Raw genomic sequence first — 15,290 nt, forward strand, 5'->3', positions numbered from 1 at the left:
ATGTAATAATTAAAATTATGAAAAAATATTTTTGATCTTGTTATATATTAAATTATACAGTATGGTTTGAAAAATTATAATTAATTTTTCTTTATTAATAAAACTAATAAAATATAAAAAATTAATAATAAATAATTATAATTAGGTAATTAAATTCATGATTAAAAAAACATTAGAATCAAAAAATTATATTTTACATCACTTACAACATTTACAATTTGATTTAAACACATTTAAAATTATACCACCAGGAGAAGTTCATAATTCTTTTTGGATTATAAATTTAGATTCTATTTTTTTTTCATTAATATTAGGATTGCTATTTTTAATTTTTTTTTATATTTGTAAAATTAAAATGACTAAAATTAATAATAGTATTATACCAGGAAAATTTCAATTAGCTTGTGAATTAATTATTAATTTTATATATAAAAATATTAAAGAAATATATCCTACAAAAAGTATTCTTATAGCTCCTTTATCATTAACACTTTTTATATGGATTTTTTTAATGAATTGTATGGATTTAATTCCAATAGATTTGATACCATATATTAGTAATAAAATATTTAATATTTCAACAATAAGAAGTGTTCCATCTGCTGATTTAAATACAACTATTTCTATATCTATAGTTATTTTTATTTTAATTATTTTTTATGGTATAAAAAATAAAAATTTTTATAATTTTATAAAAGAATTTACTTTACATCCTTTTAATCATTTTATATTTATACCATTTAATTTAATTATTGAAATTACAACATTAATATCAAAACCTATTTCTTTAAGTTTACGTCTTTTTGGAAATATTTATTCTGGAGGTATAATTTTTATTTTAATAAGTGCATTAATACCATCTTCATGTCAATGGATATTAAATGTACCATGGGCAATTTTACATATTATTATATCTTTATTACAAGCTTTTATTTTTATGATGTTAAGTATTGTTTATATATCAATGACATCAGAAAATAATAATTCAAAAATTAAATAATATAAATTAAAAAGGAAATTATTAATTATGCATAATGCAAATATAGAATTAATATATTTATCTGCTGCAATAATGATTGGTTTAGCAGCAATAGGAGCATCTATAGGTATTAGTTGGTTAGGAGGAAAATTTTTAGAAAGTACAGCTAGACAACCAGATATTGTATCAATATTAAGAACTCAATTTTTTATTGTTGTTGGTTTAATAGATGCAATACCAATGATTACAGTTGGAATAGGATTATACATAATATTTGTCGTATTGAGTTAAATTAAATTTTTAAAAAATAAATTATATAAATAAAATTATGAATATAAATGCAACTATTATTGGACAAATTATTACTTTTATTTTAATTGTTATATTTTGTATGTATTATATTTGGCCTCCAATTATTTTAGCTATTAAAAATAGACAAAATGAAATTAAAAATAAATTATTATTTATAGATAAATCAAAAAAAGATATAGCTATTTCTGAACATAATATTTATTTAAAAATAAATAAAGCACATGAAGAATATAAAACTATTATTAAAAAGGCACAAAAATTAAGTGATAAAATTATTACTGAAGCATATATAGAAGGTAAAAAAATACATAAAACAATAATTAAAGAAGCTAAAAAAAAAATAGAATATGAATATATATTAGCTCATGAATCTTTAAAAAAAGAAACTGTAAAAATAGCAATATCTATTGCTGAAAAAATTATTGAAGATACATTAAAACATAATAAAAATTATGAAAATAATTTATTCAATAATTTCATTAATAAATTATAATATAGGTATATTATGTATTTTATGAAAAATTATATTGCATTACAATATGCTAAAGCAATATTTTCTTTTGCTTTAGAAAATAATAATATAAAACATTGGAAAGAAATGCTAAAATTTTATAGTAATGTAGTAAAAAATTTTTATATAAAAAAATTTTTATATTTTAATAATCATAAATATATATCTAATATTCTTATAAAAATATCTAATAAAAAATTAGATCCACATTTTATAAATATAATTAAAATTATGTCAAAAAATAAACGTTTATCTATTTTAGATAAAGTTTTAACAGAATTTAATTATTTAAATATGAAATATAGTAATAAAATAAATCTAAATATATTATCTAATAATAAATTAGATATAAAACAATTATTAAAAATTAAAATATTAATGAATAAAAAATTATCTAAAAAAATTATTGTTAATTATAGTAATAACAATAAATTTTTAATTGGAGGTATTATTATTTCTATAGGAGATAAAATTATAGATAATAGTATAAAAAATAAAATTAATTCTATAAGTAAAATTTTACAAAAATAAGGTAAAAATAATATAATGAAATTACAAGCAACAGAAATTAGTGAATTAATAAAAAAGAAAATTAATGATTATAATGTATTAAATAAATATTATAATGAAGGAATTATTATTTCTATTGCTGATGGTATTATAAAAATATATGGACTTTCAGAAATTAAAGAAGGAGAAATTATTTCTCTTCCAAAAAATACTTTTGCTATAGCTTTAAATTTAGAAATAGATTTTGTTGGTGCTGTAGTACTAGGATCTTATTCTCATTTAATAGAAGGAATGAAAGTTAAAAGTACTGGAAATCAACTTACTATTCCAGTAGGAAGAAAATTAATGGGAAGAATTATAGATACATTAGGAAATCCTATTGATGGTAAAGGTGATATTGATTATGAATATTTATCTCCTATTGAAGTATCAGCACCATCTGTAATTGATCGTTGTCCAGTTAATGAACCATTACAAACAGGATATAAATTTATTGATGCTATTATACCTATTGGTAAAGGACAAAGACAATTAATAATTGGAGATAGACAAACAGGAAAAACTACACTTGCAATTGATACAATCATAAACCAAAAAAATACTAATGTAAAATGTATATATGTAGGTATTGGTCAAAAACAAACAACTATTTCTAATATTATTAATATACTAGAATTACATGATGTATTAAAAAATACCATCATTATTACTGCATCTGCATCTGATACAGCCATATTACAATATTTAGTCCCATATGCTGGATGTACTATAGGTGAATATTTTAGAGATAGAGGAGAAGATGCTTTAATCATATATGATGATTTATCCAAACAATCTATTGCATATAGACAAATATCTTTGTTATTAAGACGTCCTCCTGGAAGAGAAGCATTTCCAGGAGATATTTTTTATATTCATTCTCGTTTATTAGAAAGATCTTCTAGAGTAAATAATATTTATGTTGAAAAATTTACTAAAGGTAATATAAAAGGTAAAACAGGTTCTTTAACAGCTTTTCCTATAGTAGAAACTCAAGCTGGCGATATTTCTTCTTTTATACCAACAAATATAATTTCTATAACTGATGGACAAATTTTTTTAGATACAAATTTATTTAATAATGGAATAAGACCAGCTATAGATCCTGGAATTTCTGTTTCTAGAGTTGGTAGTACTGCTCAAAATAATATTATAAAAAAATTATCTTCTAATATAAGGTTAATTTTAGCCCAATATAGAGAATTAGCCGCATTTTCTCAATTTTCATCAGAATTAGATCAAAAAACTAAAAAATATTTAATAAATGGAAAAAAAATCATAGAAATTTTAAAACAAAAACCATACAAACCTTTATCTATAGGAAATCAAGTACTTATATTATTTTCAATATATAAAAAATATATTGATACAATAGATGTAAAAAATATTAAAAATTTTGAATATAATTTAATTAATTATACTAATTTAAACTTTAAAAATATTTTATATAAAATTAATAAAAATTGTCTTTATAATAAAGATATTGAAAATAAACTACATTTTATTTTTAATGATTTTTTTTCAAATTTTAAATAATAGAATTTTTTTAGGCAAAACAAATGAATTTTATAAAAGAAATACGAAATAAAATAGAAGGAATAAATAATACAAAAAAAATTACTAAAGCTATGGAAATGGTTACTGTATTTAAAATGCGTAAATCACAAAAAAAAATGTTTTCTAGTCAATTATATATTTCTGTATTATATGAATTAATAAAAAATATTTATTTATCTAAAGATAATATAAATTTTCAACATCAATATTTAGAAGATCGTAAAATTATAAAAAATATAGGTTATATTGTTATAACAACAGATAAAGGATTATGTGGAAATTTAAATAATAATTTATTTAAAATATTATTAAATGATATTAAAAAATGGGAAAAAAAATCTATTAATATTAAATCAGCAGTTATAGGTTATAAAGGTTTATTTTTTTTAAAAAAAAATAATATTCAAATAGTATCACAAATAACTAATATTAAAATAACAAACATTACTATTTTAAATATAATTAATATTATAATAGATATGTTAAATTTATATAAAACATTTCAAATTGATAAATTATTTATAGTTTATAATAAATATGTTAATACTTTAGTACAAATACCAATAATATTTCAAATATTACCATTATTTTTTACTAAACAAGAAAAAAATATAAAAAAAAATAATTATATTTATGAACCAAATAATTTAAAAATTATAGATTATATATTAAATAATTATATTAAATTCCAAATTTACCAATTTTTTTTAGAAAATTTATCTGGTGAACATGCATCTAGAATGATAGCTATGAAAACAGCTACTGATAACGCTGATATTTTTATTAAAGATTTACAATTATTATATAATAAACTTAGACAATCAAATATTACTCAAGAATTAAATGAAATTATTGCTGGTGCATCTGCTATACAATAATAATTGTTCATTGTTTACTAACTAAAGGAATGAATAAAATGATATTTGGAAAAGTTATTCAAATTATTGGACCTGTAATAGATGTTTATTTTCCTAATAATAAAATACCTAAAATATATAATGCTTTAAAAATAAATAATACTTCTATTATATTAGAAGTACAGCAACAATTAGGAGATGGAGTAGTTCGTACTTTAGCAATGGGTTCATCAGAAGGATTACGAAGAGGATTAAAAGTTACTAACTTACATCATGGAATTAAAGTTCCAGTTGGAAAATGTGTTTTAGGACGTATGCTAAATGTTTTAGGAGAACCAATCGATATGAAAGGAGAGATACCCTTATCTTTTGAAAGAAGAGAAATACATCAAAAACCTCCTTTATATACTAATATATCTCATTCATTAGAATTTTTAGAAACTGGTATCAAAGTTATTGATTTAATTTGTCCTTTTTCTAAAGGAAGTAAAATAGGATTATTTGGTGGTGCAGGAGTAGGAAAAACTGTTAATATAATGGAATTAATTCGGAATATTGCAATTGAACATTCTGGATATTCTGTTTTTGTTGGAGTAGGAGAAAGAACTAGAGAAGGAAATGATTTTTATCTAGAAATGTTAGAATCTAAAATAATAGATAAAGTTTCTTTAATATATGGACAAATGAATGAACCTCCAGGAAATAGATTAAGAGTAGCTTTAACAGGATTAACTATATCAGAAAAATTTAGAGATGATGGAAATAATGTATTATTATTTATTGATAATATTTATAGATATACTTTAGCTGGTAGCGAAGTTTCTGCTTTATTAGGAAGAATTCCATCTGCAGTAGGTTATCAGCCTACTCTTTCAGAAGAAATGGGTGCTTTACAAGAAAGAATTACTTCTACTAAGAATGGTTCCATAACTTCTATTCAAGCTATTTATGTTCCAGCAGATGATTTAACTGATCCATCACCAGCTACTACATTTTCACATTTAGATGCTACTATAGTTTTAAGTAGACAAATTGCTTCTTTAGGTATATATCCAGCAATAGATCCATTAAATTCTACTAGTCGTCAATTAGATCCATTAATTATTGGTAAAGATCACTATAATATAGCACAAAATGTAAAATCTTTATTACAACGTTATCAAGAATTAAAAGATGTAATTGCTATTTTAGGAATAGATGAATTGTCTGATGAAGATAAACTTATTATTTCTCGTGCAAGAAAAATTCAAAAATTTTTTTCACAACCATTTTTTGTAGCTGAAATGTTTACAGGCATTAAAGGTACATATGTTAATTTAAAAGATACTATAAAAGGTTTTACAGGAATTATTAATGGTGATTTTGATCATTTACCAGAACAAAATTTTTATATGGTAGGTTCTATAGATGAAGTAATAAAAAAATCTAAAAATAATTAATATATATTATTGGATAATATTTATGTATAAAGAATATTTTTTAAATATAATTAGTATAGAAAAAAAAATATTTAATGATTCAGTACAAAGTATAAAAATACCAGGAATAGAAGGTGATTTAAGTATATATCCTGGTCATATACCTTTATTAACGTTAATAAAACCAGGAGTTATATATATTAATCAAAAACAACATAATCAATATATTTATATTTCAGGAGGAATATTAGAAATTAAAAAAAAACAAGTTAATGTTTTAGCAGATATTGCTATAAAAAGTTCTGATTTAAATGAAAAAATAATTTTACAAAACAAATATCAAATAGAAAAAAAAATACATTTTGATAAAAATAATATAGTAGCTATAAGAGAATTATCTAAAATTATAGCTCAATTAAAAGTAATTCAATTAATAAAAAAAAATAATAATCAATAATTTAAATTACTATATATTTAATTTTAATATAAAAATATTTTTTATTTTTTTATATAATTTTTTATTAAATTAATTATTTATATTTTAAATTTTTGAAGATATAAAAAAATAATTAATATATATATTTAATTTTAAAAATATTATTTCAATTAATTAAAAAAATTATTTTAATTATATTATATAAATATTTTATTAATAAAATTGAATCTAATATAAAAATATATTTTAAAATAATTATTAAAATTTTTCATTTTAAATTAATAATATTATTCATATAATAAATATATAGTATTTATAATACTATTATTTTATTTATATAAAATATAATTTTATTATTATTAGGTTATTATATAAATTTAATTAAAAAAAATATTAATCATACTTATAATTTATTTCAATAATAGTATTATAAATATAATTATTATGTTTAAAATATTATTTTTTTAAATCTTTTTTATATTTAAAATATTTACATATCTATGAATAGATAATTATTCATTATAAAAAAATAATATTTTCAATAGGTAATATATGAATCATAATTTATTTGTAATAAAAAAAAACGGAAATATTGAATCTATAGATTTGAATAAAATTAGTAAAATGCTTAATAGAGCTGCTAAAGGATTAACAAATATATCTATATCTAAAGTACAATCAATATCTTATTCACAATTTCATAATAATATTACTACTACTAATATTCATGATATAATTATAAAAACAACAGCAGATCTTATTTCAGAAAAAAATCCTAATTATCAATATATGGCAGCAAGATTAGTAATTTTTCATTTAAGAAAAAAAGCTTATGGTCAATTTGAACCACCTCAATTATATAATCATGTTAAATCAATGATATATCAAAAAAAATATGATAAATTTCTTTTAGAAGTATATACAAAAGAAGAATTTAAAATTATGGATAAATTTATTGATCATAATCGTGATATGCAATTTTCTTATGCAGCAGTTAAACAATTAGAAGGAAAATATTTAATTCAAAATAGAGTAACAGGAAAAATTTATGAAAGTGCTCAATTTTTATATATTCTAATATCTGCATGTTTATTTGCTAAATATCATAATTCAAAAAGAATGGATTATATAAAAAAATTTTATAATGCTATTTCAACATTTAAAATTTCTTTACCTACTCCTATTATGTCTGGAGTTCGTACTCCTAATAAACAATTTAGTTCATGTATTTTAATTGAATGTGATGATAATATTGATTCTATCAATGCAACTACAAGTGCTATTATTAAATACATTTCCCATAGAGCTGGAATAGGTATTAATGCAGGACGTATTCGTGCTGAAGGTAGTCCTATTAGAAATGGAGAAGCATTTCATACAGGATGTATTCCTTTTTATAAACATTTTCAAACAGCAATAAAATCTTGTTCTCAAGGTGGAGTAAGAGGAGGTGCTGGAACATTATTTTTTCCATTATGGCATCTAGAAATTACTAATTTATTAGTATTAAAAAATAATAGAGGAACAGAAGATAATAGAGTTCGTCATATAGATTATGCAGTTCAATTGAATAAATTATTATATAAACGTTTAATTAATGGAGATATAATTACATTATTTAGTCCTTCAGACGTACCAGATTTATATGAATCTTTTTTTTCAGATCAAGAAAAATTTGAATTCCTTTATAAAAAATATGAAAAAAATACTAATATTCGTAAAAAAAATATTACTGCTATAAATTTATTTTCATTAATGATGCAAGAACGTACTTCTACCGGAAGAATATATATTCAAAATGTTGATCATTGTAATACACATTCTGCATTTATTTCTAGTGTAGCTCCAATTAGACAATCTAATTTATGTTTAGAAATTACTCTCCCAACTAAACCATTAAATAATATTCATGATCCTAATGGAGAAATTGGATTATGTACTTTATCAGCTTTTAATTTAGGAATAATTAATGATTTAACTGAATTAAAAACATTATCAGATTTAATAGTAAGAGCATTAAATTGTTTATTAGATTATCAGGAATATCTTATTCCTGCAGCAAAAAATGCTGCTTTAGGGAGAAGATCTTTAGGAATAGGAGTAATTAATTTTGCTTATTATTTAGCAAAAAATAATGTTCGTTATTCTGATAATAGTGCAAATAATTTAACACACAAAACTTTTGAAGCTATTCAGTATTATCTTTTAAAAGCTTCTAATAATTTAGCTAAAGAAGAAGGTGCTTGTCCTTTATTTAAAGAAACTACTTATTCACAAGGAATTTTACCTATTGATACATATAAAAAATCAGTTGATAATATTACTAATGAACCTTTACATTTAAATTGGGAAAAATTAAGAAATAAAATTAAAAAATATGGTTTACGTAATTCGACATTATCTGCTTTAATGCCATCAGAAACTTCATCTCAAATATCTAATGCAACTAATGGAATTGAACCACCAAGAGGATATATAAGTATAAAAACATCAAAAAATGGAATTTTAAAGCAAGTTATACCTGAATATGAAAAATTAAAAGAAAAATATGAATTATTATGGAATATTCCTAATAATAGTGGATATTTAAATTTAATCAGTTTAATGCAAAAATTTATTGATCAATCAATTTCATCAAATATAAACTATGATCCTAAAAAATTTATTAATGGTAAAATACCAATGCAACAATTATTACAAGACTTATTAAAAGCTTATCAATTAGGAATAAAAACTTTATACTATCAAAATACCAGAGACGGAGCTAAAGATAGACAAAATGATCTAAATTCCATAGAATCTAATATCTGTTATTATGGATCTTGTATAATTTAATAAAATTTATTAATTAGTATTTGGATAATGAAATGAGTTATACTACTTTTTCTTATAAAAAAAATAATCAGTTAAAAGAACCTATGTTTTTTGGACAATCTGTAAACATAGCTCGTTATGATCAACAAAAACATTATATTTTTGAAAAATTAATTGAAAAACAATTAAGTTTTTTTTGGAGACCTGAAGAAATAGATATATCATGTGATCGTATTCACTATCAAAATTTACCTCAACATGAAAAACATATATTTATTAGTAATTTAAAATATCAAACTTTATTAGATTCTATACAGGGAAGAAGCCCAAATATAGCATTATTACCATTAATTTCTATTCCTGAATTAGAAACATGGGTAGAAACATGGTCTTTTTTTGAAACAATACATTCTCGTTCTTATACTTATATTATTAGAAATATTATTAACGATCCTTCATTAGTTTTTGATGATATTGTAACTAATAAAAATATTATTCTTAGGGCTACAGATATTATTAACTATTATGATGAACTGATTAAAATGACAAATTATTGGCACTTATTTGGAGAAGGTTCTCATATAATTAATGGATCAAAAATAATTATTAATTTATATGAATTGAAAAAAAAATTATATTTATGTTTAATGAATATTAATATATTAGAATCAATAAGATTTTATGTTAGTTTTGCATGTTCTTTTGCTTTTGCTGAAAGAGAATTAATGGAAGGTAATGCAAAAATTATTCGTTTTATAGCACGTGATGAATATTTACATTTAATAGGAACACAATATATATTAAATATAATGCATAAAGGAGATGAAGATATAGATATGGCAAAAATCGCTATTGAATGTCGTCCTCAATGTTATAAATTATTTTTAAACGCTGCAAAACAAGAACAACAATGGGCTGAATATTTATTTTCTAATGGTACTATAATAGGATTAAATAAAAAAATTTTATGTCAATATATTAAATATATTACTAATGTAAGAATGAAAAATATTGGTTTAAATTTACCTTTTTCAATTAAAAACAATCCTATACCATGGATTAATTCATGGTTAATTTCAGATAATGTACAAATGGCTCCTCAAGAAGTAGAGGTTAGTTCTTATTTAATTGGACAAATTGATTCTACAGTTAATATTAAAGATTTTAATAATTTTAAATTATAAATTTATTATGACTGTTATAATATTATTATAACAGTCATATAATTAATTTATTAAATAATATGATGGATTTTTATATTTATAAAATTTCTATTTTATTAAATAAAATAAAGAAAAAATTGATCCTAATAATAAAAAAATTAAAATAAATTGTTCTTTATTATTTAATACTAAAATATTAGGATTATATATTTTTGATAAAATTAAAAATATTAAACCAGGAGCATATAAAATTAATGATAACAATAAATGCAAAGGTCCTGAAGCATATAATAACCATATACCATATATACATGATCCTATACCTATAAATATATGTAATATATTTTTATTATAAAAAGATATTTTTAATAAATAAGCTCCAACTAAAAAATAAGGAACTAATATCATTTCAGAAGCTAAAATTAATAAATGATTATAATCTAATTTGGTTAACCAAATTAAAATTAAACATAATTGCATACTAATATTTGTAAACCAGAGTGCTGAAGAAGGTGCTTTATTAATATTTTGTTTTATAAAAAATTTAGGAAATATTTTGTTTTTTGCTGCTATCCATGGAACTTCAGCTGCCATAATTGTCCAACTTAGATAAGCACCACAAACTGATATAATTAATCCTAAAACTATAACTATAGTGCCCCATTTACCAATTAATACTGTCATTATTCCTGCCATAGATGGATTTCTCATGTTTGCTAAATCTACTCTATTAATAATACCTAATGATAATAATGTTACTAATAAATATATACATAAAGCAATCATAACTGCTAATAATGTAGCTTTACTTACATCATTTTTATTTTTAGCTTTAGAAGATAAAATTACTGCTCCTTCTACTCCAATAAATACCCATAAAGTAATTAACATTGTATTTTTTATTTGTTCCCACATTGGAATACCTAATTTAATTCCAGTAAAATCAATATTAAATTTTTGAAGATTAAAAGCTAATATAGCTAATATTATAAATATACTTAATGGAAGTAATTTTCCTAAAGTAGCAATTATATTAATAATTGCTGCAGTTTGAGTTCCATTTAATAATAAAAAATGTACAGCCCAAAGTAAAATAGATGCTCCTAATATAGATTCCCATGTATTACCATTACCAAAAATTATATGATTAGAATGATCAGTAAAAAAACTTATTGCTGAAAAAACAATAACTAAATAAGAAACATTTGCAATAACGGCACATAACCAATAACCCCATGCTGAACAAAATCCTATAAGTTCTCCAAATCCATCTTTAGCATATGCAAAAATACCACCATCAAGATTAGGTTTTAATTTATGAAGTAATAACATTGAAGTAGCTAAAAAAATAATTCCTATACCAGTAATAATCCATCCTATTATTAATGCTGCAGGACTAGCAATAGCAGCCATATTTTGTGGTAAACTAAAAACACCTGCTCCTAACATAGAACTAATAACTAATGCTGTTAATGCTTTCAGATCTAATTTTTTATTCAAAATAATTCCTTCTTATATAATAATTTATTAAAATTATTTAATTGTTTTAAAAAAATAATATTTTATAATAATAATTATATAATTACACAGGATTATTTATGTCAATAAATTTAATTTTCAATTTATATTTATCTTTTAACCACTGACTTAACATAATTAAACCACCTTTTTCAGTAGCATGATGTCCTGCTGATATAAAATTAATACCATATTCTGTAGCAATATGTATTGTTTGTTCTGATATTTCACCTGTAAGAAAAACTTCAATATTAGAATTTACTATTTCTTCAAAAAATTTTTGTCCTGCTCCACTACACCAAGCAATATTATTTATAATTTTAGGTGCATTTTTTCCAAAATGTAAAGGTATACGATTTAATTTATCTTTAATAAGACTTATTAAATCTTGAATCTTTAAAGGAGGATTAAAATTACCATAAAAAATAAAAGGATTAATTTTACCTATAATATTAATATTTAATAAATTTGCTAAAAATACATTATTACTTATAGTATTATTAATATCTAATGGAATATGCCAACTATATAAATTTATATCATTAGATAATAATGTTTTTAAACGATTACGTTTTAATCCTTTAATAATTAAAGGTTCATTTTTCCAAAAATATCCATGATGTACTATAATTGCATCTGCTTTTTCAAAAACTGCTATATCTAATAAATTTTGACATGCGCTTACTCCTGTAATAATATTTCTAATATTTTTTTTTCCTTCTATTTGTAATCCATTAGGAACATAATCAAAAATATTATTTGAATTTAATTTTTTATTAATAATTTTTTCTAATTCAATGTTATTTATCATTTTCATTTAAAATAAATATATATATAATAAATAATTAAATTTAAAAATTTATATTTAAATATATTTATTTTATCTTTTTAAATTATATTAGTAATTATTAATTATATAATATTTAAAATTTAAAATAAAAAAAAATTAATAAAAGGAAAAATATATAAATGTTTGAAAATTTACGTAATAAATTATCAGAAACATTATCTAAAATAAGTAATTATGGTAGATTAACAGAAAAAAATATACAAGAAACATTAGAGAAAATATCTAATAATTTATTAGAAGCAGATGTAGCATTAAAAGTAGTTAATAATCTTATTAATAAAATTAAAAAAGATGTTATTGGTAAAAAAATTAATAATAGTTTTACTCCTGGACAAGAATTATTAAAATTAGTTAAAAATAATTTAATAAAAATTATGGGTGAATCTAATATAAATATTAATTTAGCTATTCAACCACCTGCAGTAATTTTATTAGCAGGTTTACAAGGTGCGGGAAAAACTACTAGTGTTATTAAATTAGCATATTTTTTAAAAAAAACATATAAAAAAAAAATAATAGTTGCATCAACTGATATTTATAGACCTGCAGCTATAGAACAATTAAAAATTTTATCTAAACAAGTAAAAATAGATTATTTTACTGATGATGAAAATTCTTCTTCAATTGAAATTGCTCAAAACTCATTAAATCATGCCAAAATTAATTTTTATGATATATTAATCATAGATACAGCAGGAAGATTACATATAAATGATAATATGATGAAAGAAATAAAAAATATTCATAATCATATTAATCCTATAGAAACATTATTTGTTGTTGATTCAATGACAGGACAAGATGCAGTTAATAGTGCTAATATTTTTAATAAGATATTACCATTAACAGGAATTTTTTTAACAAAAACTGATGGTGATTCAAGAGGAGGAGCTGCTTTATCAATTAAACATATAACTAATAAACCAATAAAATTTATTGGTACTGGAGAAAAATTAGATAAAATAGAAATTTTTTCTCCAAAAAAAATTGCTATTAGAATTTTAGGAATGGAAGAAGAATTATCTTCTATTAAAGATATTGAAAATAAAATTAATAATATAGAAAATAAAAAATTAATAAAAAAAATAAAAGAAGGAAAAGAATTTAATATAAGTGATTTTTTAAATCAAATAGAACAAATAAATAAAATAGGTAATAATGGAATTACAAAAATAATAAATAAAATGAATTATCCAAATATAAATTATTCTATAAATCCAATATCAAATATGATTAATACAAATAGTAATATAGTTAAAGAAACTAAAACTATTATTAATTCTATGACTATTAAAGAAAAATTAGATATTAATATTATTAATTATTCAAGAAAAAAAAGAATATCTATAGGCTCTGGTATTTCTATACAAAAAATTAATGTTATATTTAAACAATATAATCAATTTAGATTAATATCTAAAAAAATGAAAAATAATTATGGTATGAAGAAAATATTTCGTAAATTACAAAATATTTTTCCAAAAAAAACTTTTTAAATATTTAATATAGGTAATATTATATGGTTAAAATTCGCTTATCTCGTCATGGAATTAAAAAAAAACCTTTTTATCAAATAGTTGTAACTAATAATAAAAGTCCAAGAGATGGACGTTTTATTGAACGTATTGGTTATTTTAATCCATTTTCTTCAAAAAAAAATAATAATATAAAAATTAATAAAGATAAAGTTAATTATTGGTTATTAAGAGGAGCAATTGTTTCTAAAAGAGTTAATTTTTTAATAAAAAATAATAATTAAATTATTAAAAAATATGAATATTATTAAAAATATAGTTTTAGGTAAATTTGGATCAGTATATGGTATAAAAGGATATATAAAATTATATTCTTATACTGTTAATAAAAAAAATATTTTTTTTTATAAAAATTTATTTATTATTAATAATAAATCTAAAATATTTCCAATAATATTTACTAAATGGATATTTAATAATAATTATTATATTGTTAAAATTAATAATTTTAATAATCGTAATGATGTAATTAAATTAGTAAATTATAAAATATATATTTTTTATCATTATTTAATAAAATATAAAAAAATAGGTGAATATTATTGGAATGATATAATTGGATGTAAAATTATTAACATAAATAATTCTAATAATTTAGGACAAGTTAAAGATATTATATCAACAGGTGCTAATGATGTACTTATTATAGAATCTAATATTATAATAGAAAATAAAAAAAATATTAAAAAACAATTAATTCCTTTTATTGAAAATCAAGTAATTAAAAGTATTAATTTAATAAAACATATTATTAAAGTAGATTGGGATTTTAATATTTATTAAAATAAAAA

Annotated in this window: 15 protein-coding genes; 13 read left to right on the forward strand and 2 right to left on the reverse strand. The window is 20.1% G+C overall.

Annotated features, from left to right (window positions below):
* Window positions 1-157 precede the first annotated feature (157 nt).
* The 10 genes from atpB to nrdB all read left to right on the forward strand — a co-directional run bounded on the left by atpB (window position 158) and on the right by nrdB (window position 10,617).
* A complete protein-coding gene (atpB, locus tag GJT84_RS02165) occupies window positions 158-1,000 on the forward strand; it encodes a F0F1 ATP synthase subunit A (RefSeq protein ID WP_168867287.1) in 843 nt (280 codons plus the stop codon).
* Window positions 1,001-1,027: 27 nt separating this feature from the next.
* On the forward strand, window positions 1,028-1,270 hold the full coding sequence (gene atpE, locus GJT84_RS02170; RefSeq protein WP_168867288.1) for a F0F1 ATP synthase subunit C: 243 nt from the start codon (window positions 1,028-1,030) through the stop codon (window positions 1,268-1,270).
* A gap of 37 nt (window positions 1,271-1,307) precedes the next feature.
* Window positions 1,308-1,784, forward strand: coding sequence for a F0F1 ATP synthase subunit B (atpF, locus tag GJT84_RS02175; protein ID WP_168867289.1), 477 nt, complete (start codon window positions 1,308-1,310; stop codon window positions 1,782-1,784).
* A 21-nt stretch (window positions 1,785-1,805) separates the two neighbouring features.
* Window positions 1,806-2,333, forward strand: coding sequence for a F0F1 ATP synthase subunit delta (locus GJT84_RS02180; protein WP_168867290.1), 528 nt, complete (start codon window positions 1,806-1,808; stop codon window positions 2,331-2,333).
* Window positions 2,334-2,348: 15 nt separating this feature from the next.
* Window positions 2,349-3,887 (forward strand): F0F1 ATP synthase subunit alpha, encoded by a 1,539-nt coding sequence (gene atpA, locus GJT84_RS02185; RefSeq protein WP_168867291.1) that lies wholly within the window; start codon window positions 2,349-2,351, stop codon window positions 3,885-3,887.
* Window positions 3,888-3,910: 23 nt separating this feature from the next.
* Window positions 3,911-4,786, forward strand: coding sequence for an ATP synthase F1 subunit gamma (gene atpG / locus GJT84_RS02190; protein ID WP_168867292.1), 876 nt, complete (start codon window positions 3,911-3,913; stop codon window positions 4,784-4,786).
* A 38-nt stretch (window positions 4,787-4,824) separates the two neighbouring features.
* Window positions 4,825-6,204, forward strand: a complete 1,380-nt coding sequence (gene atpD, locus GJT84_RS02195; protein ID WP_168867293.1) for a F0F1 ATP synthase subunit beta — start codon at window positions 4,825-4,827, stop codon at window positions 6,202-6,204.
* Window positions 6,205-6,226: 22 nt separating this feature from the next.
* Entirely contained in the window at window positions 6,227-6,640 is a 414-nt protein-coding gene (gene atpC / locus GJT84_RS02200; RefSeq protein ID WP_168867294.1) for an ATP synthase F1 subunit epsilon, read from the forward strand.
* A gap of 531 nt (window positions 6,641-7,171) precedes the next feature.
* Window positions 7,172-9,454: a class 1a ribonucleoside-diphosphate reductase subunit alpha gene (gene nrdA, locus GJT84_RS02205; protein ID WP_168867295.1), complete on the forward strand. Its 2,283-nt coding sequence runs from the start codon at window positions 7,172-7,174 to the stop codon at window positions 9,452-9,454.
* Between the two features lie 32 nt (window positions 9,455-9,486).
* Complete coding sequence (gene nrdB, locus GJT84_RS02210; RefSeq protein WP_168867296.1) at window positions 9,487-10,617, forward strand: class Ia ribonucleoside-diphosphate reductase subunit beta; 1,131 nt, start codon at window positions 9,487-9,489, stop codon at window positions 10,615-10,617.
* Window positions 10,618-10,704: 87 nt separating this feature from the next.
* On the opposite strand, the gene GJT84_RS02215 is transcribed toward nrdB, so the two are convergent.
* Window positions 10,705-12,096, reverse strand: a complete 1,392-nt coding sequence (locus GJT84_RS02215) for a basic amino acid/polyamine antiporter (protein WP_168867297.1) — start codon at window positions 12,094-12,096, stop codon at window positions 10,705-10,707.
* 82 nt (window positions 12,097-12,178) lie between these two features.
* Window positions 12,179-12,922 (reverse strand): Nif3-like dinuclear metal center hexameric protein, encoded by a 744-nt coding sequence (locus GJT84_RS02220; protein WP_168867369.1) that lies wholly within the window; start codon window positions 12,920-12,922, stop codon window positions 12,179-12,181.
* 161 nt (window positions 12,923-13,083) lie between these two features.
* Between GJT84_RS02220 and GJT84_RS02225 the strand changes: the two genes are divergently transcribed.
* Genes GJT84_RS02225 through rimM form a run of 3 tightly spaced genes read left to right on the forward strand, consistent with a single transcriptional unit; the run spans window position 13,084 to window position 15,282 of the window.
* On the forward strand, window positions 13,084-14,460 hold the full coding sequence (locus GJT84_RS02225) for a signal recognition particle protein (RefSeq protein WP_168867298.1): 1,377 nt from the start codon (window positions 13,084-13,086) through the stop codon (window positions 14,458-14,460).
* A 23-nt stretch (window positions 14,461-14,483) separates the two neighbouring features.
* A complete protein-coding gene (gene rpsP / locus GJT84_RS02230) occupies window positions 14,484-14,723 on the forward strand; it encodes a 30S ribosomal protein S16 (RefSeq protein ID WP_168867299.1) in 240 nt (79 codons plus the stop codon).
* Window positions 14,724-14,736: 13 nt separating this feature from the next.
* Window positions 14,737-15,282, forward strand: a complete 546-nt coding sequence (gene rimM / locus GJT84_RS02235) for a ribosome maturation factor RimM (RefSeq protein ID WP_168867300.1) — start codon at window positions 14,737-14,739, stop codon at window positions 15,280-15,282.
* Window positions 15,283-15,290: the final 8 nt, after the last annotated feature.

The organism is Enterobacteriaceae endosymbiont of Plateumaris sericea (assembly GCF_012562605.1).
GTDB lineage: Bacteria > Pseudomonadota > Gammaproteobacteria > Enterobacterales > Enterobacteriaceae.

Excerpts from the sequence above, each read along its gene's own strand:
- atpG (WP_168867292.1), top strand. The coding sequence starts at position 3,911 with ATGAATTTTATAAAAGAAATACGAAATAAAATAGAAGGAATAAATAAT.
- atpC (WP_168867294.1), top strand. The coding sequence starts at position 6,227 with ATGTATAAAGAATATTTTTTAAATATAATTAGTATAGAAAAAAAAATA.
- atpA (WP_168867291.1), top strand. The coding sequence starts at position 2,349 with ATGAAATTACAAGCAACAGAAATTAGTGAATTAATAAAAAAGAAAATT.
- atpD (WP_168867293.1), top strand. The coding sequence starts at position 4,825 with ATGATATTTGGAAAAGTTATTCAAATTATTGGACCTGTAATAGATGTT.
- GJT84_RS02180 (WP_168867290.1), top strand. The coding sequence starts at position 1,806 with ATGAAAAATTATATTGCATTACAATATGCTAAAGCAATATTTTCTTTT.
- nrdB (WP_168867296.1), top strand. The coding sequence starts at position 9,487 with ATGAGTTATACTACTTTTTCTTATAAAAAAAATAATCAGTTAAAAGAA.
- atpB (WP_168867287.1), top strand. The coding sequence starts at position 158 with ATGATTAAAAAAACATTAGAATCAAAAAATTATATTTTACATCACTTA.
- nrdA (WP_168867295.1), top strand. The coding sequence starts at position 7,172 with ATGAATCATAATTTATTTGTAATAAAAAAAAACGGAAATATTGAATCT.
- rpsP (WP_168867299.1), top strand. The coding sequence starts at position 14,484 with ATGGTTAAAATTCGCTTATCTCGTCATGGAATTAAAAAAAAACCTTTT.
- atpF (WP_168867289.1), top strand. The coding sequence starts at position 1,308 with ATGAATATAAATGCAACTATTATTGGACAAATTATTACTTTTATTTTA.
- rimM (WP_168867300.1), top strand. The coding sequence starts at position 14,737 with ATGAATATTATTAAAAATATAGTTTTAGGTAAATTTGGATCAGTATAT.
- atpE (WP_168867288.1), top strand. The coding sequence starts at position 1,028 with ATGCATAATGCAAATATAGAATTAATATATTTATCTGCTGCAATAATG.
- GJT84_RS02225 (WP_168867298.1), top strand. The coding sequence starts at position 13,084 with ATGTTTGAAAATTTACGTAATAAATTATCAGAAACATTATCTAAAATA.